The sequence below is a fragment of the Saccharothrix coeruleofusca genome (genome assembly GCF_014648515.1).
GTDB classification, from domain to species: domain Bacteria; phylum Actinomycetota; class Actinomycetes; order Mycobacteriales; family Pseudonocardiaceae; genus Actinosynnema; species Actinosynnema coeruleofuscum.
Window position 1 is genome coordinate 431560 of sequence record NZ_BMRG01000002.1, and the last position, 18734, is coordinate 450293.

Annotated in this window: 10 protein-coding genes; 3 read left to right on the forward strand and 7 right to left on the reverse strand. The window is 74.3% G+C overall.

Going from position 1 to position 18734, the window contains the following annotated elements; all coding sequences use genetic code 11:
* Together IEZ00_RS36315 and IEZ00_RS06720 are read left to right on the forward strand one after the other, a co-directional pair.
* The coding region (locus IEZ00_RS36315; RefSeq protein WP_444544473.1) for a globin domain-containing protein at positions 1-165 on the forward strand (165 nt) is incomplete at its 5' end.
* 57 nt (positions 166-222) lie between these two features.
* Positions 223-1818, forward strand: coding sequence for a glycoside hydrolase family 13 protein (locus tag IEZ00_RS06720; protein ID WP_189222170.1), 1596 nt, complete (start codon positions 223-225; stop codon positions 1816-1818).
* A 46-nt stretch (positions 1819-1864) separates the two neighbouring features.
* On the opposite strand, the gene IEZ00_RS06725 is transcribed toward IEZ00_RS06720, so the two are convergent.
* The 5 genes from IEZ00_RS06725 to IEZ00_RS06745 form a co-directional block, all read right to left on the reverse strand.
* A complete protein-coding gene (locus tag IEZ00_RS06725) occupies positions 1865-4879 on the reverse strand; it encodes an AfsR/SARP family transcriptional regulator (protein WP_189222171.1) in 3015 nt (1004 codons plus the stop codon).
* 126 nt (positions 4880-5005) lie between these two features.
* On the reverse strand, positions 5006-5632 hold the full coding sequence (locus IEZ00_RS06730) for a DUF8010 domain-containing protein (protein WP_189222172.1): 627 nt from the start codon (positions 5630-5632) through the stop codon (positions 5006-5008).
* Entirely contained in the window at positions 5625-6056 is a 432-nt protein-coding gene (locus IEZ00_RS06735; protein ID WP_189222581.1) for an acyl-CoA thioesterase, read from the reverse strand. The genes IEZ00_RS06730 and IEZ00_RS06735 overlap by 8 nt, the downstream gene beginning before the upstream one ends.
* Before the next feature lie 81 nt (positions 6057-6137).
* Positions 6138-7130, reverse strand: a complete 993-nt coding sequence (locus IEZ00_RS06740) for a LacI family DNA-binding transcriptional regulator (RefSeq protein ID WP_189222173.1) — start codon at positions 7128-7130, stop codon at positions 6138-6140.
* 11 nt (positions 7131-7141) lie between these two features.
* The gene (locus tag IEZ00_RS06745) at positions 7142-8692 is read right to left on the reverse strand and encodes a glycoside hydrolase family 13 protein (RefSeq protein ID WP_189222174.1); all 1551 of its coding nucleotides are present in this window, start codon (positions 8690-8692) and stop codon (positions 7142-7144) included.
* A gap of 116 nt (positions 8693-8808) precedes the next feature.
* On the opposite strand from IEZ00_RS06745, the gene IEZ00_RS06750 reads away from it, so the two are divergent.
* Positions 8809-10215: an alpha-amylase gene (locus IEZ00_RS06750; protein ID WP_229795167.1), complete on the forward strand. Its 1407-nt coding sequence runs from the start codon at positions 8809-8811 to the stop codon at positions 10213-10215.
* Between the two features lie 14 nt (positions 10216-10229).
* Here IEZ00_RS06750 and IEZ00_RS06755 read toward each other — a convergent pair whose 3' ends face one another.
* Complete coding sequence (locus tag IEZ00_RS06755; protein ID WP_189222175.1) at positions 10230-15215, reverse strand: NAD-glutamate dehydrogenase; 4986 nt, start codon at positions 15213-15215, stop codon at positions 10230-10232.
* Between the two features lie 204 nt (positions 15216-15419).
* Positions 15420-18734: a hypothetical protein gene (locus tag IEZ00_RS06760; protein ID WP_229795168.1), complete on the reverse strand. Its 3315-nt coding sequence runs from the start codon at positions 18732-18734 to the stop codon at positions 15420-15422.

The following is an 18734-nucleotide window of genomic DNA, read 5'->3' on the forward strand; positions in this document are numbered from 1 at the left end:
CGGATGCGGCACATGCCCTTCACCATCGGCCCCGAGCAGCGCGACGCCTGGCTGCGCTGCATCAAGGTCGCGGTGGACGAGGCGGATCTCTCACCCGAGCATCGGCGACAGCTGTGGGGGTACCTGGAGATGGCCGCGAACAGCCTCGTGAACACCTGGGCGTGATCCCCGATCCCCCGGACGGGGCGGACCACCTCACCACGAATGGCAGGATGACTCCTCGTGCGACGATCCTCCGACCGCCGACCCGAGATCGCCGACGAGTCCGCCTGGTGGCGTGACGCCGTCTTCTACCAGATCTACGTGCGCTCCTTCGCCGACTCCAACGGTGACGGCGTCGGCGACCTCGACGGCATCCGCTCCCGGCTGGGCTACCTGGAGCTGCTGGGCGTCGACGCGCTGTGGCTGACCCCCTTCTACACCTCGCCGATGGCCGACCACGGCTACGACGTGGCCGACCCGCGCGACGTGGACCCGCTGTTCGGCGACCTGGCCGCGTTCGACCGGCTGGTCGAGGAGGCCCACCAGCACAACCTGCGGATCACCGTGGACCTGGTGCCCAACCACAGCAGCGACCGGCACGAGTGGTTCCAGGCCGCGCTCCAGTCGCCCCCCGGCAGCCCCGAGCGCGACCGGTACATCTTCCGCGACGGGCGCGGCATCGACGGCTCCCAGCCGCCCAACAACTGGACCAGCGTGTTCGGCGGGCCCGCGTGGACGCGGGTGCCCGACGGGCAGTGGTACCTGCACCTGTTCGCCCCCGAGCAGCCCGACCTGAACTGGGACAACCCCGAGGTGCCCGCCGACCTGGCCCGCACCCTGCGGTTCTGGCTCGACCGCGGGGTGGACGGCTTCCGCATCGACGTGGCGCACGGCATGGCCAAGCCGTTCGGGCTGCCCGACATGGACCTGCGGGTCGACCGGGGCCCCGGCGTGCTGCACGACAACGCGCTGGACCCGCGCTTCGACAACGACGGCGTGCACGAGTACCACCGGATGATCCGCAAGGTCATCGACACCTATCCCGGCCGGATGGCGGTGGGCGAGATCTGGGTCAAGGACGACGAGCGGTTCGCCCGCTACGTCCGGCCCGACGAGCTGCACCTGGGCTTCAACTTCCGGCTCGTGGAGGCCGAGTTCGACGCCGAGGCGGTGCGCGCGGCGATCGAGCACTCGCTGGCCGCGGTGCGGCCGCTGGGCACCCCGCCGACCTGGACGCTGTCCAACCACGACGTGGTGCGGCACGTGACCCGCTACGGCGGCGGCGACCTGGGCGCGCGGCGGGCCCGCGCGATGGCGCTGGTCGAACTGGCCCTGCCGGGCGTGGTCTACCTCTACAACGGCGAGGAGCTGGGCCTGCCCAACGTGGAGCTGCCGGAGTGGGCGCTGCAGGACCCGACCTGGCTGCGCTCCGGGCACACCGACCGGGGCCGCGACGGCTGCCGGGTGCCGCTGCCGTGGGAGGGCGCCGCGCCGCCGTACGGGTTCTCGCAGAGCGCGAGCACCTGGCTGCCGCAGCCCAACGAGTGGGGCCCGCTGACCGCGGAGCGGCAGCTGGAGGACCCGGACTCGATGCTCTCGCTGTACCGGCAGGCGCTGGAGCTGCGCAAGACGCACCCGGCCATCGGTGGGGACGAGCTGGAGTGGTACGGCGCGCCCCCCGGCTGCCTGGCGTTCCGGCGCAAGGGCGGCGGGCTGATCTGCGCGCTGAACACCTCGGCCGGGTCGGTGCCGCTGCCCCCCGGCCGGGTGCTGCTGGCCAGCGGGCCGATGGACGGCGACCAGCTGCCCCCGGACACCGCGGCCTGGCTGGTCTAGCCCGGCGTCCCACGGGGTGGTGCGCCACCCCGTGGGACGCCGACGCTCACCCCGCTCGGGGCACCTCGCTGACGGGCACGCTCGCGGGGCGGGGTTCGCCCGCCTCGCGGCAGCCGTGCCGGGTGAAGATCTCCACCGCCTCGGTCCACGCCCGGTCGGCGCGGGCCGGGTCGCCCAGCGCCTCGTGGACGCCCGCCAGGTCGCGCAGCGTCCGAGCCCGCCACACCGGCAGCCGCAGCGCGTCCCACCAGCGCAGTGACCGCTCCAGGTAGCGCAGCGCCTCCCGCGCCCGGCCCACCGACAGCTCCAGCTCGCCGAGGGTGCGCAGCATCAGCGCCTGGCCGAAGCCGTCCTGCATGTCGTTGCAGGTGCCCAGGCACTCCAGCAGCTCGCTGCGCACCGCGTCGCCCAGGCCCTGCCGGATGCGCACCTTGGCCAGCGACTGCGCCGCGTAGGCGGTCATCAGCCGCTCGCCGCTGCCGCGCAGCAGCTCCACGGCCCGCTCGCAGGCCCGCGCCGCCTCGTCCAGCCGCCCGGCCGCGCGGTGCGCGATGCCGATGGTGCGCAGCGAGAGCGCCTCGCCGCGCACGTCGCCCGACCGCCGGTGGGCGGCCAGGGCCCGCTCGCCCGCCCGCAGCGCCCCGGTCAGGTCGCCCTGCTCGGTGAGCACCCGGCTCAGGCCGTGCACGGCGCTGACGACCAGCCTCGGCTCGTCCAGGGCGCGCAGCCGCAGGAGCGCGCGGTCCAACGACGCGCGTGCCGCCGCGAGCATCCCCTGCTCCCGCTGCACGGTGCTCAGCTCCAGCAGCGCGGTGACCTCGCCGCGCTCGTCGCCGTCCTGCTGACAGGCCGCCAGCGACTGCTCGTAGTACGACTCGGCCTCGCCGAAGCGGTCCTGCTCGTAGCGCAGCCAGCCCAGCCCGGCCAGCAGCCGCGCCTGGTCCGCGCGATCGCCCACCCGGCGGGCGGCGGCCAGCGCGGCGGAGTGGGTGCGCCACCACTGGTGGAACAGGTTGCGCGTGGAGAACCAGGACGCCGCCAGCGCGGTCGCCAGCCGGGTGGCGAGACCGGCCTCGTCCAGCTCGGCCAGCCGCTCCACCACGCCGACCAGCTCGGCCTGCTCGGCGTCGAACCACGCCCGCGGATCGGCCAGCAGCTCGGCGACGACCTCCCGGTCCAGGTGCGGCACCTCGACCGGCTCCGCGTCGGGCTCGGGGGTCGCCCCCGCCGCCTCGACCAGGCCCAGCCAGGCGCGGGCGGCGCGGGCGCACAACGCGCGCACCCCGTCCGGGGTCTCCTCGGCCTCGCCGCGCTCGCGGGCGAACGCGCGGGTCAGGTCGTGCACCTGGTAGCGCAGGACCCCGCCCTCCTCACCGGAGACGTCCACCAGCCGCGCGTCCACCAGCCGCTCGACCACCTCCTCGGCCTCGTCCCGGTCGCAGTCCAGCAGCGGCGCCACCAGCCAGCCGCCGAAGCCGGACACGTCCAGCAGGCCCAGCCCGCGCAGCGCGGCGCGCTCCCGCTCGGCCAGGCCCGCGTAGCTCAGCGCCAGGCTGCCGCGCACCTCCAGGTCGCCCAGGGTCAGCTCCCCCAGCACCCGCCGCTGCACGCCCAGCCGCTCGGCCAGCCGGGCCAGCCGCCAGTGCGGCCGGGCGGCCAGCCTGGCCCCGGCGATGCGCACGGCCAGCGGCAGCTGACCGCACAGCCGCACGATCTCGCGCGCCGCCTCCGGCTCGGCGGCCACCCGGTCGCTGCCGACCAGGCGGTCCAGCAGCGCCAGCGCGTCGCGGTCGGGCAGCACCCGCAGGTCCAGCTGCGCGGCCCCGCTCAGCGCGCCCAGCCGCTCCCGGCTGGTGACCAGCACCGCGCACCCCGGCTCGCCCGGCAGCAGCGGGCGGACCTGCCGCTCGTCGGCGGCGTCGTCGAGCACCACCAGCACCCGCCGGTCGGCCAGCAGCGTGCGGTAGAGCTGGGCGCGCTCGGCCAGGTCGGCGGGGATGCCCTGCTCGGGCACGCCCAGCGCGCGCAGGAACCCGGCCAGCACCTCGGCCGGGTCGGCGCGGTGCGGGTGCACCCCGTGCAGCGCCGCGTAGAGCTGGCCGTCCGGGAAGTGCTCGCGCACCGCGTGCGCCACGTGCGCGGCCAGCGTGGACTTGCCCGAGCCCGCCTGACCGGAGATCGCGCACACCCGCACCGCGCCGGTGGGCCGGGCCAGCGCGCGGGAGAGCTGGTCCAGCTCGGCGGCGCGGCCGGTGAAGTCGGCGATGTCGGCCGGCAGCTGGCTGGGCCGCGGCGCGGGCGGCGCCGCCTCGGCCCGCGCGGGCTTCGCCGGTTCCTCGCGCAGCACCCGCTCGTGGGTCGAGCGCAGCGCCGGACCCGGTTCCAGCCCCAGCTCGTCGAGCAGCACCCGGCGGCCCTCCTGGTAGACCGCCAGCGCGTCGGCCTGCCTGCCCGCCTGGTGCAGCGCCAGCATCAGCTGGCTGCGCAGCCGCTCGCGCAGCGGGTGCTCGGCCACCGCGGCGACCAGCTCGGGCACCACCGCCTCGCCCCGGCCCATGGCCAGGTCGGTGTCCACCCGGTCCTCCAGCGCGGCCAGCCGCAGCTCCTCCAGCCTGCCGCGCTCCTGCTCGGCCCACTCGCCCCGCGCGCCGCCCAGCGCGGGCCCGCGCCACACCCGCAGCCCGGCGGCGAACCGGGCCGCGGCCTCCTCAAGGTCGCCGTCGGCCAGCGCCACCCGGCCCGCGGAGACCTCGCGGGTGAACACGTGCACGTCCACCTGGTCCAGGTCGGCCGCCAGCAGGTAGCCGCCCGCGTCGCGGGTCAGCAGCTCGGCGCCGTCGGAGAGCGCCTTGCGCAGCGTCGAGACGTAGGTGTGCACCGCCGCGCGGGTGCGCTCCGGCGGGTCCTGCCCCCACACCGCGTCGACCAGCTGGGCCAACGACACCACCCGGCCCGCGTGCAGCAGGAGCATCGCCAGCAGCGTGCGCGGCTTCGGACCACCGAGCTGGACCGGTCTGCCCGAGACGCGGGCCTCGACCGGTCCGAGAACGCGGAACTCCATGAACCCCCCTGAGCCCAGCCCCTCGCACCAGCCTCATGATCCGGGTGCCGCCGGGGCGTGATCAAGGGACGCCCGGACCGCACCGGGGTTGTCCCGGTCCGAACCAGCGGGTTCGGACCGGCGGTGTCACACCAGCAGCGGCAGCATCGAGTGGCGGCGGCGGACCACCGCGCCGAACCGGGCGTCGATGCGCAGCCAGGAGTCGGTGGCCGTCACCCGCACGTCGTCGCCGCCCAGGAAACCCATGCCGGACAAGGCGAACAGGCACCGCAGCGGCACCTTCACGTCCAGCCCGGAGCCGCTGACCGTGAGCACGGTCTGGTCCAGCAGCGAGGCGGGCGGGGTGCCGTGCGGGCCGGTGTTCTCCCGCGCCACGGCCACGCCCTGCTCGGCCAGCTCGGAGACCACGCTGCCGGGCAGCCGGTCCACCGGCAGCCAGCCGTCCGAGGGCGGCAGCGCCGAGCGCCACATCAGGTCCTTGGCCGGACCGGGGTCCACGGTCTCGCTGCGCACCACCGCCAGCCCGGTCAGCAGGTCCGAGCCGGACACCGTCACGTCCCCCGGCCGCACCTCCCCGGCGACCGTGCGGGTCGCCAGCGCGTCGAACGGGGTCGCCACCCACGCGTCGAGCAGGCCCCCGGAGGGGCGGTTGCGCAGCCGCACCACGACCTGCGCGTCCAGTCGGACCGCGCGGGCGACGAACGCGCCCAGGTCGTCCCGCTCGGTGGGGTCGGCCAGAACCAGCTCAGGCACCATTACCTCCGGCACGCCAGCCCGCGAGGAAGTCGCGCTCGGCTTCGAGAAGGCGGCGGGGACGCCCGGCCGCCAGGTCGTAGGGGACCATCAGGGTTTCCGCCCGCGCCACCACCGGGCTGCCCTCCTGGCGCCCGCTGCGCACGGCGTAGTCGAGGGTGAACGAGGCCGACTTCAGCTCCCGCACCGACATCTCCACCACGACGTCGTCGCCGGTGTAGAGCAGCGGGGCCAGGTACTCCACCGCCAGGCGGGCCACCACGACGCCCTCCTTCATGGCGGGCACGCCGTGCCGGGTGGCTTCGGTGAACAGCAGGCCGATCCGCGCCTCTTCCAGCAGCGTCACCGTGCTGGCGTGGTTGACGTGGCCGAACGCGTCCATGTCCGACCACCTCGGTCGCACGCCCGTGACGAACACACCCAAGTTGAACGCGCCTCCCGCATCGTCGATGTCCCAGACCTTAGCCACGCGCTACAGCCACGTTAAGGCGGCATCCGGAGGCGTTCACCGGGGCCGCGCCCCCGTGGACCCGCGCACCACCAGCTCGGGCTGGAACACGAACTCCGCGTGCGGCGCGGGCGTGCCGCCGATCTCCTCCAGCAGCGCGTGCACCGCCGCCTGCCCCATCGCGTCCACCGGCTGCCGCAGCGTGGTCAGCGGCGGGTCGGCGAACACGATCAGCGGCGAGTCGTCGAACCCGACCACGGACACGTCGCGCGGCACGTGCAGCCCGCGCTGGCGGGCGGCCCGGATCGCGCCGAAGGCCATCAGGTCGCTGCCGCACACGATCGCCGTGCAGCCCCGGTCGAGCAGCTTGGCCGCCGCGGCCTGGCCGCCCTCGACGCTGAACAGGGAGTGCTCCACCAGGTCGGCGGCCTGCGGGCGGACCAGCGCCAGGCCCTCGACCATGCGCTGGGTCGGCACGTACCGGCGCGGGCCCAGCGCCAGGCCGATCCGCTCGTGCCCCAGCTCCACCAGGTGGGTGACGGCCAGCCGGACCGCGGCGCGCACGTCGACCGAGACGAACGGGGCCGACACCCTGTCGGTGTAGCCGTTGACCATCACGAACGGCACGCCGCGGCCCGCCAGCTTCACGTACCGGTCCATGTCGGCGGTGGTGTCGGCGTGCAGCCCGGCCACGAAGACGATCCCGTTGACCCCCCGGTCGACCAGCATCTCGGTGAGCTGGTCCTCCGAGGAGCCGCCGGGGGTCTGCGTGCACAGCACGGGCGTGTACCCGTCCCTGGTCAGCACCTGCTCGATCACCTGGGCGAAGACCGGGAAGATCGGGTTGGACAGCTCGGGGATGATCAGCCCGATCAGCCCCTGGCTGCGCTGGCGCAGCTTGGGCGGCCGCTCGTAGCCGAGCACGTCCATCGCGGCGACCACGGCCTGGCGGGTGGCGGCGGAGACGCCCGGCTTGCCGTTGACCACCCGGCTGACGGTCGCCTCGCTCACTCCTGCCTGGGCCGCGATGTCACTGAGCCGAGCTGTCACACCCGGTGACTCTACGGGCGCTGCCACCACACCGTCGTGTCCGCCCGCACCAGCGCGTCGCCGCCCTCGGTGGTGACCGGGCCGGAGGCCAGCAGCACCTCGCCGCCCAGCGGCAGCCGCACCGGCTCCGGGCCGAAGTTGACCGCGCAGGCGAACCGGCCGCGCTCGAAGGCCAGCACGCCCTCCGGCGCGTCCAGCCACCGCACGCCCGACCCGGCGCCCAGGTCCGGGTGCTCGCGGCGGACGCGCAGCGCCGACCGGTACAGCTCCAGCACCGAGTCGGGGTCGCCCTGCTGGGCCGCCACGCTCAGCGCGCCCCAGTCGGCGGGCTGCGGCAGCCAGGAACCGCCGTCGCCGAAGCCGAACGACGGCCCGTCGGTGGTCCACGGAATCGGCACGCGACAGCCGTCGCGGCCCCGGTCGGTGTGCCCGGAGCGCTCCCACACCGGGTCCTGGAGCACCTCGTCGGGCAGGTCCAGCACCTCCGGCAGGCCCAGCTCCTCGCCCTGGTAGAGGTAGGCCGAGCCAGGCAGCGCCAGCATCAGCAGCGCCGCCGCGCGGGCCCGCGCCACGCTCCCGTACCGGGTGACGTGCCGCCGCACGTCGTGGTTGGACAGCACCCACGTGGTCGGCGCGCCGACCAGCGCCGACGCGGCCAGCGAGTCGTCGATCACCCCGCGCAGCCGCGCGGGGTCCCAGTCGGTGGTCAGGTAGTGGAAGTTGAACGCCTGGTGCAGCTCGTCCGGCCGCAGGTACAGCGCGGTGCGCTCGGGGCTGGGCGTCCACGCCTCGGCCACGCCGACGCGCGGCCCGTCGTAGGAGTCGAGCACCTTGCGCCAGTCGCGGTAGATCTCGTGCACCCCGTCCTGGTCGAAGAACGGCAGCGCCTCGGTGCCCAGCAGCGCGATGTGGTCGGGCCTGCCCACGTCGGGCAGGCCGTCGGCCTTGACCATGCCGTGCGCGACGTCCACCCGGAACCCGTCCACGCCCAGGTCCAGCCAGAACCGCAGGACGTCGAGAAACTCCTCGCGCACCTCGGGGTTGTCCCAGTTCAGGTCGGGCTGCTCGGGGGCGAACAGGTGCAGGTACCACTGGCCGTCGGGCACCCGCGTCCAGGCCGGGCCGCCGAAGACCGACTCCCAGTCGTTGGGCGGCAGCTCGCCGCGGCCGTCGCGGAAGTGGTAGCGGGCGCGCTCCGGCGAGCCGGGCCGGGCGGCCAGCGCCCGCTGGAACCAGCGGTGCCGGTCGGAGGTGTGGTTGGGCACCAGGTCGACGATCACCCGCAGCCCCAGGGCGTGCGCGTCGGCGATGAGCGCCGAGGCGTCGGCCAGCGTGCCGAACGCCGGGTCCACCGCCCGGTAGTCGGCCACGTCGTAGCCGCCGTCGGCCATCGGCGAGGCGTAGAAGGGGGTGATCCACAGCGCGTCCACCCCCAGCCCGGCCAGGTGCGGCAGGCGGGAGCGGATGCCCGGCAGGTCGCCGACGCCGTCGCCGTCGGAGTCGGCGAAGCTGCGGACGTAGACCTGGTAGATGACGGCGTCGCGCCACCAGTCCTGGCTCATGGGTCTCCTCGGCGAAGCGGGTGGGTCGAGTGGGATGAAAGACCTTGCAAGGGTTTTCAGCAAGTCCCTCGACTGGTATGACCTAGAGCACATCCCTGCCAGCTCCAGGAGACAACGTGGTCCCCTCAGCGCCTCGCGCGCTGCTCGTCGCAGCGGCGCTCCTGCTCAGCCTGTCCAGCCCCGTCCCGCCGACCGCCCAAGCCGCCCCGCCGGGGTCGAAGGACGTCACCGCCACCCTGTTCCAGTGGCCCTTCGACCGGGTCGCCGCGGAGTGCACGACCTCCCTGGGCCCCAAGGGGTACGGGTTCGTCGAGGTCTCCCCCGCCACCGAGCACATCCAGGGCTCCCAGTGGTGGACCTCCTACCAGCCGGTCAGCTACCGGATCGCCGGGCGGCTCGGTGACGAGACCGCCTTCCGGAACATGGTCGGCACCTGCCACGCGGCGGGCGTGAAGGTCATCGCCGACGCGGTCGTCAACCACATGTCCGCGGGTTCGGGCACCGGAACCGGCGGCTCCGGCTACCGCAAGTACGACTACCCCGGCCACTACAGCGACCCCGACTTCCACTCCTGCCGCACCGACATCAGCGACTACCGCGACCGCGACAACGTGCAGAACTGCGAACTGGTCGGCTTGGCGGACCTCGACACCGGCAGCGACTACGTGCGCGACGAGATCGCCGAGTACCTCGACAACCTGATCGCCATGGGCGTGGACGGCTTCCGCATCGACGCGGCCAAGCACATCGCCGCCGCCGACCTGGCGGCGATCAAGTCCAGGCTGAGCAAGCCCGACGTGTTCTGGGTGCACGAGGTCATCTACGGCGCGGGCGAGGCCGTGCAGCCCGGCGAGTACACCGGCTCGGGCGACGTGGACGAGTTCCGCTACGCCTACGACCTCAAGCGCGTGTTCACCAACGAGAACCTGGCCTACCTCAGCAACTTCGGCCAGGTGTGGGGCTACCTGCCCAGCGACCAGGCGCGGGCCTTCGTGGACAACTGGGACACCGAGCGCAACGGGTCGACGCTCAGCTACAAGGACGGCTCGACCTACACGCTGGCCAACGTGTTCATGCTGGCCTGGCCCTACGGCGCGCCCAACGTGCACTCCGGGTACGAGTTCTCCGACCGCGACGCGGGTCCGCCGCCGCCCGGCGAGTGCTACACCAGCGGCTGGAAGTGCCAGCACCGGTGGACCCAGATCGCGGGCATGGTCGGCTTCCGCAACGCGGTCGCGGGCACCGCGGTGACCGACTGGTGGGACAACGGCGCCGACGCCATCGCGTTCGGCCGGGGCTCGCGCGGGTTCGTGGCGATCAACCGGGAGACCTTCCCGATCACCCGGACCTTCCAGACCTCGTTGCCCGCCGGCACCTACTGCGACGTGCAGCGCGACGGGTGCGCGGCGGTCACCGTCGACGCGTCCGGCCGCTTCACCGCCACCCTGGGCGCGGGCACCGCCCTGGCGCTGCACGTCAACGCCCGAGTGGGCGGGTTCCGCGCGGAACCCGCCCACTCCTGACGTCAGCGCATCCTTCAGCGCACCATGCTGCGCACCTGCCGCGCCGCCACCGACAGCGTGGCCAGGTCGAGCCGGTTCGCCCGGTTGATCTGCTCCAGCGCCGACCGCGCCCGGCCCAGCCGCGACGCGTTGGCCTGCTCCCACGCCGCGATCTTCTCCGCCGAGCTGTCCTCCGGGTCGCTGGAGCGCAGCACGTCCACGGTGATCGCCCGCAGCGACGAGTAGAAGTCGTCGCGCAGCGCGAGCCGGGCCAGCGCGTGCCAGCGGTTGCCGCGCTCCAGGCCGCTGACCGAGCTGAGCATCCGGTCCACGTCCAAGTGCTCCGACAGCGCGAAGTACAGCTCCGCGGTCTCCTCGTGCGACCGCTCCGGCCCCACGCCGCGCCCCTCGTCGGCCTCGCGCTCGGCCAGCTCGGCCACCTCGGTGATGTCGAGCAGGGCGTAGGTGTAGAGCATCACCGAGATCCGGCGCGCCAGCTCCGCGGGCACCCCCTGCGACTCCAGCCGCTCCACGTGCGCCAGCACCGACTCCCGCTCCCGGCCCTGCAGCAGGTCCAGGGTCTTGGGCGCCAGCCGCGCCACCACGCCCGCGAACCGGGAGATGGCCGAGCCCACCGCCAGCGGCTGCGGGCGGTTGGTCAGCAGCCAGCGCGAGGCCCGGTCCAGCAGGCGCCGGGTCTCCAGCACCATCTCGTCCTGCACCTCGGTCGGGATCACCGCGTCCAGCGCCCGGATCTCCCGCCACAGCGAGGGCAGGTCGTAGATCTCGGTCACCGCGGCGTAGGCGCGCACCGCGTCGGTCGCCGAGGCGCTGAGCTCCTCGGCCAACCGGAACGCGTAGGTGATGCCACCGCCGTCCACCACCTCGTTGACCAGCACCGTGGTGATGATCTCCCGGCTGAGCGGGTGGCGGGCGACCGCGTCGCCGAACCGCTCGCGCAGCTCGCTGGGGAAGTAGTCGGGCAGCTTGCGCGCGACCGTGTCCAGCGCGGGCAGGTCGCTGGCCAGCACCTCCTCCTTCAGCGCCAGCTTCACGTGCGCCAGCAGGGTGGCCAGCTCGGGCGAGGTCAGGCCCCGGCCCTGCTTCTCCAGCGCCTTGAACTCCGCCGCGCTGGGCAGCGCCTCCAGGGCGCGGTCCAGCGCCCCGCGCTCCTCCAGGTCGGCGACCAGGCGGGCGTGCACCGACAGCATCCCCTCGGCGTGCGCCCGGCTGACGCCCAGCACGGTGTTCTGCGAGTAGTTGTCGGCCAGCACCAGCTCGCCGACCTCGTCGGTCATCTGGCCCAGCAGCTCGTCGCGCCGGTCGCGGTCCAGCTCGCCGTCGCGCACCAGCTCGTCGAGCAGGATCTTGATGTTGACCTCGTGGTCGGAGCAGTCCACGCCCGCGGAGTTGTCCAGCGCGTCGGTGTTGACCTTGCCGCCCGCGCGGGCGAACTCGATCCGGCCGCGCTGGGTCAGCCCCAGGTTGCCGCCCTCGCCGACGACCTTGACCCGCAGGTCGGCGCCGTTGACCCGGATCGCGTCGTTGGCCTTGTCGCCCACCTCGCCGTGCGACTCGGTGGACGCCTTGACGTAGGTGCCGATGCCGCCGTTCCACAGCAGGTCCACCGGGGCCAGCAGGACCGCCTTCATCAGCTCCTGCGGCGACAGCTTCACCACGCCCTCGGGCAGCCCCAGCGCCACCCGCGCCCGCTCGCTGACCGGGATCGACTTGGCGGTGCGCGGCCACACCCCGCCGCCCTCGCTGATCAGCGAGCGGTCGTAGTCGTCCCACGAGGAGCGGGGCAGCTCGAACAGCCGCTTGCGCTCGGCGTAGGACGAGGCGGCCTCGGGGTCCGGGTCGATGAAGATGTGCCGGTGGTCGAACGCGGCCACCAGCCGGATGTGCTCGGACAGCAGCATCCCGTTGCCGAACACGTCACCGGACATGTCGCCGACGCCGACCACGGTGAAGTCCTGCGACTGGGTGTCCACGCCCAGCTCGCGGAAGTGCCGCTTCACGCTCTCCCACGCGCCCCTGGCGGTGATGCCCATGGCCTTGTGGTCGTAGCCGACCGAACCGCCGGAGGCGAACGCGTCGCCCAACCAGAAGCCGTAGGAGGCGGCCACCTCGTTGGCGATGTCGGAGAACGACGCGGTGCCCTTGTCCGCGGCCACCACCAGGTAGGTGTCGTCGCCGTCGTGCCGCACCACCTGCGGCGCGGGGACGACCGCGCCCGAGCTGAGGTTGTCGGTCAGGTCCAGCAGGCCGGAGATGAACATCCGGTAGCAGGCCACGCCCTCGGCCAGGAACGCCTCGCGGTCCAGACCGGGGTCCCCGGTGGCCGCGGGCGGCCGCTTCACCACGAACCCGCCCTTGGCGCCCACCGGCACGATCACCGCGTTCTTCACCGCCTGCGCCTTGACCAGGCCCAGGATCTCGGTGCGGAAGTCCTCGCGCCGGTCCGACCAGCGCAACCCGCCGCGCGCCACCGGGCCGAAGCGCAGGTGCACGCCCTCCACCCGCGGCGAGTACACGAAGATCTCGAACCGGGGACGCGGCTGCGGCAGGTCCGGGATGGCCTGCGGGTTCAGCTTCACCGCCAGGTACGGGCGGGCGCGCCCGTCCGCGTCGCGCACGAAGTAGTTGGTGCGCAGCGTGGCCTGCACCAGGTTGAGCAGGCTGCGCAGGATGCGGTCGGCGTCCAGGCTGGTCACGTCGTCGATCAGCGCGGTGATCTCGCCCGCCAGCTGCTCGGTGCGGGTGGCCCGCTGCTCGTCGGACAGGCCGGGGTCGAACCGCGCCTCGAACAGCCGCACCAGCGCCGTGGCGACCTCGGTGTGGCCCAGCACGGCGTCCTCGATGTAGTCCTGGCTGTAGGGCGTGCCCGCCTGCCGCAGGTACTTGGCGTAGGCGCGCAGCATGGCCGCCTGCTGCCAGGTCAGGCCCGCGCGCAGCACCAGGGTGTTGAACCCGTCGACCTCCGCCTCACCGCGCCACGCGGCGGCGAAGGCGTCCTGGAAGCGGGTGCGCACCGACTCCAGGTCCTCGTCGGCCAGCCGCTCCAGCGTGAACTGGTCCATGCGCAGGCCGAAGTCGTAGATCCAGCACGCGACGCCGTCCTCGCGCAGCAGCTCGTAGGGCCGCTCGTCGACCACGAGCACACCCATGCGCTGCAGCATGGGCAGCACCTCCGACAGCGTCAGCCGGTGGCCCGCCAGGCACAGCTTGAACCGCCGCTCGCCCGGCTCGGCGTCGCGCGGCACGTAGAACTGCATGTCCAGCTCGCCCTCGGCGAGCGCCTCGACGCGGCGGAAGTCCACCAGGCCCTCGGCCGCGGTGAAGTCCTCCTTGTAGGCCTCCGGGAAGGCCGCCGCGATCCGCTGCCCCTGCTCGGTGGCCGACTCCGCGCCCAGCCCGCCCAGCCCGTCGGACCGCTCGGCCAGCACGGCGTCGACCATCCGGTCGTCCCAGCTGCGCACCGCCTCGGCCAGCCGCTGCTGGATGCGCGCGGTGTCCGGCCCGGTCTCCGCCGCGCTCCGCCTGCTCGGGTCGGTGTGCACGGTGAAGTGCACGCGGGCCAGCGCCGACTCCCCGACGCGGGCGCTGTACTCCAGGTTCACCCCGCCCAGCTCGTCGATCAGCACCTCCTGCATGGCCAGCCGGGAGGTCGTGGTGTACCGGTCGCGCGGCAGGTAGACCAGGCAGGAGAAGAAGCGGCCGTACGGGTCGCGCCGCAGGAACAGCCGCAGCCTGCGGCGCTCGGCCAGCGCGATGACCCCGGTGACGGTCTGGTAGAGGGTCTCGCCGTCGACGGAGAACAGCTCGGTGCGCGGGTAGTTCTGGATCACCTCCAGCATCCGCTGGCCCGAGTAGGAGTGCAGCGGGAAGCCCGCGCGGTGGATCACCTCCCGCACGCGGCGCTCGACGACCGGGATGTCGAGCACGTCCTCGTGCAGGGCGCTGGTGGAGAACACGCCCAGGAACCGGTGCTCACCCGCCAGGTTGCCCTCGGCGTCGAAGCTCTTCACGCCCACGTAGTACGGGTAGACCGAGCGGTGCACGCTGGACTGGGCGCTGGCCTGGGTCAGCACCAGCAGCTCGTCCGACAGCGCCGCGGCCCCCACGTCCGGGCCCGCGGTGAGGCTGCGCGCGGCCAGGCTGTCCTGCCGCAGCACGCCGAGCCCGCTGGCCAGCACCGCGCGCAGCGCGGGCTCCCCGTCGGTGGCCGGGTCGTCGCTGACCAGCTCGTACTGCCGGTAGCCGAGGAAGGTGAAGTGGTCGTCGGCCAGCCACCGCAGCAGCTTCGCGCCGTCGTGCACCTCGTCCTCGGGCAGCGGCGGCGGGGAGGCCAGCAGCTGGTCGGCCAGCTGGCGCGCGGTGGCGGCCATCTTGTCGGTGTCCTCGACCACCTCGCGCACGTCGTTGAGGACGGTGTGCAGCCGGGTCTCCAGCTCGCGCGCCCGCTCCGGGTCGGTGAGCAGGTCGACCTCGATGCACATCCACGACTCGGCCATGGCGTCCGAGGGCGGGTCGGCCGGGTCGGCGTCGGGCAGCACCTCCTGCAGCGCGCCGGTGACCAGGTCGCGCCGCACCACCACGATCGGGTGAATCACCCGCTGCACCTGAACGCCGCCGCGGGCCAGCTCGGAGGCCACCGAGTCGACCAGGTAGGGCATGTCGTCGGTGACCACCTGCACGACGGTGGCCGGGCAGCTCCAGCCGTCGTCCCCCCGGGTGGGGTTGAGGATGCGCACCAGGGGGCGGCCCGGCACGCGGGTCTCGGCGAGCCGGTGGTTCGAGCGCACCGCGCCGACGAGGTCCACCGGGTCGTCGGCGATGACTTCCTCGGCGGGCACGTGCCGGTAGTACAGGCGGATCAGGTCGGCCAGTTCGGGAGCATTGGCCGCGGCCCGTTCGACCAATTCGTCACGGATCTGCTCGGGACTGGCCGCTCGGCTCGCGCCTGCCTGCTGGCCAGCGGCGAGCTCGGATCGGATCGGGGCTCCAGTCGAGGTCATGTTCAGGCGACTCCACGCTATCCGGCACCTCTGTGTACCGGGTCCGCGGACCACTTAACCAGATCGGTGGAAGCGGCCCGCGATACCCCTGGCACTGAATCGTGCCACTTGCCGGAAAAGCGGAAACCGGCTACCGGCGGCGTTATCCGCCGAGCCGGCTGCCGGTTACCAGCGGGAAACCTTATTAAAACCTCAAATCATTTCTCAGGATTCGGGGGGAGTCCATGTGTCCAGGCGTTGGATGGGCGCGGTGGTCTCGTTGTCCGGATCGGCGGGGACGCCTTCCTCCTGCTCGCCCTCCTCACGCCGCCCGGCCTCGTAGGCCACCAGCGCCTCGGCCAGCAGCTCGGCCAGGCTCAGATCGCTCTTGGGCCGCCGCGAAGCGCGGGTGGCGCTGGGCGAGTCCGGCACGGGCTCGACCACCGGGGGCAGCTCGATCGACCGGCCCCCGACCACCACCGAGGTCACGAACGGCTCCTTCGGCTCCTCCGGCTCTTCCGCCTGCGGAGCGGGCGAGGTCGGCCGCGTGGGCGCTTCCTCGTCCGGTTCGACGTCGGCGGGGCTGAGGAAGGACCCCGCGCCGAGGTCGAACCCGAAGTGCGTCGGCGGACGCGGGATCGGGTCGGGCATCGGGATCGGCTGGTCCGGCACCGGGTCCGGCACGGCAACCGGCGGGACCTGGTCGGGTTCGGGCGCCGGGGGGACGTTGTCCGGTTCCGGCTCGGTGGCCGGTCCCGGCGCGGCGGGCGGCTCCTCGGCGGGGTACGGCTCGGGCACGCGCGCGGTCGGGATCAGCGGTCCCTTGGCGAACGCGGCGCCCAGCCCCGTGGGCGGCTGAACGGGCAGCCCGTCCGCGCCGACGATCGGCTGGACCATCGTGGGCGAGTCGAACATGTCCACCTCCCCCGGCGCGTCCGGGTCCAGGTCCGGACCCAAGTCCGGGGTCACGTCCTGGAGCGCGTCCGGGGTCGCGTTCTGGGGCACGTCGGGGGCCGCCTCCGGGGTGGTCCGCGCGGGCGGTTCGGCTTCCTCGGTCCGCAGCCGCGCCGGGGGCCGCACCCGCCACGGCACGTCGGCGGGCGGCGAGGGCGGCGTCTCGGGCTCGCCCGAGTCATCCGCGTCCGGGGCGCGCCTGCGCCCGCCCGCGCCCTGCGGCTTGAGCAGCCCCGCCGCCTTCAGCGATTCCAGGACGCCACCGCCGTCCTCCGCCTGCTCCTCGGAGGCTTCCCGAGCCGCTCTCCTGCGCCCGCTGCGCACGGCACCCGCGGCGGCGATCAACCCGGCAGCGGGGACCGGTCGGTCGGCGCTCCGGGCATCAGCGGACTCACCGGCGGGCTCGGCGGCGGGCTCGGCGGCCGTGGACGCGGTGTCGGCAGGCTGAGGGCCGGCAGGCTGAGGGGCAGCGGGCTGAGGGGCAGCGGGTTGGGCCGGTCGTTCCGCCCGCTGACCCGCTTCCGGGCCGGTCGGGTCCAGCACCAGGTCGGCCCGGTTGATCCTGATCGTCCCGGCGTCCGCGCCCGCAGGCCCCCGTGGCGCGTCGAGCGCGGGGCCACCCCGGTCCGTCCCGGGGCCGCTCTGGTCCGCCTCGGGACCGCGGCCGATCGGCGGCAGGCCGATGCCGACCTGCGTGATCTCGGCATCGCTCTCCGGAATCGGCGCAGCCGCGCGCCCCGGCTCGCCAGTGGTCCGCTCGGGGGCGCCGGGCGTCAGGTCGCGCGCCTGCGCCGAGGGCCACTCGGGCCCCGGTTGCGCGGGACGCGCCGGGGGGCTCGGGGCCCATTCCGGCGTGGGGCGACCGGGCGCGGGCGGCTGGACCTGCGCGGTGCGCTGGTCCGCCGGACGCATTCCCTGCTGCGTGCCGGGGTGCGTCCCGGCGGCAGGCACGGGATTCGGTGCGGGAGGCGGCACAGCCGGGGCGGCCGGAACTCCCGGCGCGGGCTGGGCCTGCGCTGCTCGCGGCGGGGTCGGCGCGGCTTGCGCGGCGGCCGGAGCCTCGGAAGCCGCCTGCGCGGCACCGGTGTTCTCCGGCGCGGGGAAGCCCTGCGGTGGCGAAGCGGGTGCGGTCGAGGCCGGGGGCTGGACCGCCGGAGACTGGACCGCCGGAGACTGGACCACCGGAGATTGGACCACTGGCGACTGGACCACTGGCGACTGGGCACCGGGGGCCTGGGCAGCCGGGGGCTGAGCCGCCTCCGGTGAGATCTCGCCGAACGGCTGGGCCAGCCGCCAGCGGTCCGCCGCGTGCGCTCTGGCGGCGGAGATCCCCTCCACCGTCATGTCCTCGCCCGCCCTGCGGGGGCGCTTGACCCGCGCCCCCTCGCCCCGCTGGACCTGGACCGGCCGCCACTGCCGCAACTGCTGCTTGAGCTCCGGCGCGAGCGAGGGCTGGGCCGCGGCGTCGACCTTCTCGCCCCGCACCAGCGCCGCCAGCAGGTCGTGCAGGCCGGTCGGCTGCCGGTGCACGCCCGCGAACTCCGCCGCCAGACGCGCCCGCACGGCGTAGACCGCGCGGGCTCTGCGCCGTTCCGCGGCGTGCGCGGAGCGCAGGTCCGCCAGCGCCTCGGTCAGCTCGCCGGAGACCTCGTGCACGTGCGCCAAGGCCAGCAGGCTTTCCGCCAGCAGGGTGTCCAACTGGTGGCGCTCCGCGCTGTCGGCCGCGTCGCGCAGCAGGTCGTGAGCCTGGTCGACACGTCCGGCAGGCAGGTGGACCCTGGTGGCCAGTGCCAGCCGCAGCCAGCCCGAGGTGGCCGCCGATGGCGCGCGGACCGGGCGGTCCAGCAGCGGCGAGCCGACCTCCGACGCCTCCTTCGGCTGGTTGGCGTCCAGCAGGGCGCACACCAGCTCCAGGGTCAGCCTGCCGCGCACCAGCCCGCTGTCGGCGGCCGGGTCCTCCAGCCGGTCGAGCAGCTCCAAGCCCTCGCGGCCCGCCGCGATCGCCGCCGCCAGATCGCCCCAGCGGCGCTGCTGCCCGGCCGCCGCCGCGCGGAGCAGGCCGCGCAGCAGCGACTTGGTGTCGTGGTCGAGCACCGGGTCGGCCTGGTAGAGCCGGTCGGCCTCGGCCAGCGCCTCGGTCAGCGCCGTGCCCCGGCCCACCGACACCAGGCACTCGGCGGCCTGCACCAGTGCCGTGGCGCGCAGGCTCTCGGGCACGTCGTCGGCCTCCAGCACCGGGCGGACCGCCGCGAACCCGGTCAGCGGGGCACCCACCGACCTGGCGCTGTCGGCCAGCTCCACCCGCAGCCGCCACGCGGTCTCGTGCTCGGCCGCGGACTCGGCCGCCCTCAGCGCGTCCAGCGCCCGCTCGGCGACCCGCACGCCGCGACCCACCTGGTTGCTCGCGAAGACCACCAGCGACTCCGCGCGCAACCGGTCGACCTCGTCGCGGCGGGCCGAGGCGAGCGCGACCGCGCGCTCGCCCAGCACCAGGGCCAACTCCGGTGCGCGCCACCGCAGCCGCCAGGCGGGCACGACCAGCGTGCTCACCTCGGCGTCCGCTTCCACCTCGCCCCTCGCCGCCAC

Bases quoted from the DNA above. Each gene is read 5' to 3' on its own strand.
- IEZ00_RS06755 (WP_189222175.1), bottom strand. From the start codon at position 15,215: ATGACCTCGACTGGAGCCCCGATCCGATCCGAGCTCGCCGCTGGCCAG.
- IEZ00_RS06725 (WP_189222171.1), bottom strand. From the start codon at position 4,879: ATGGAGTTCCGCGTTCTCGGACCGGTCGAGGCCCGCGTCTCGGGCAGA.
- IEZ00_RS06745 (WP_189222174.1), bottom strand. From the start codon at position 8,692: ATGAGCCAGGACTGGTGGCGCGACGCCGTCATCTACCAGGTCTACGTC.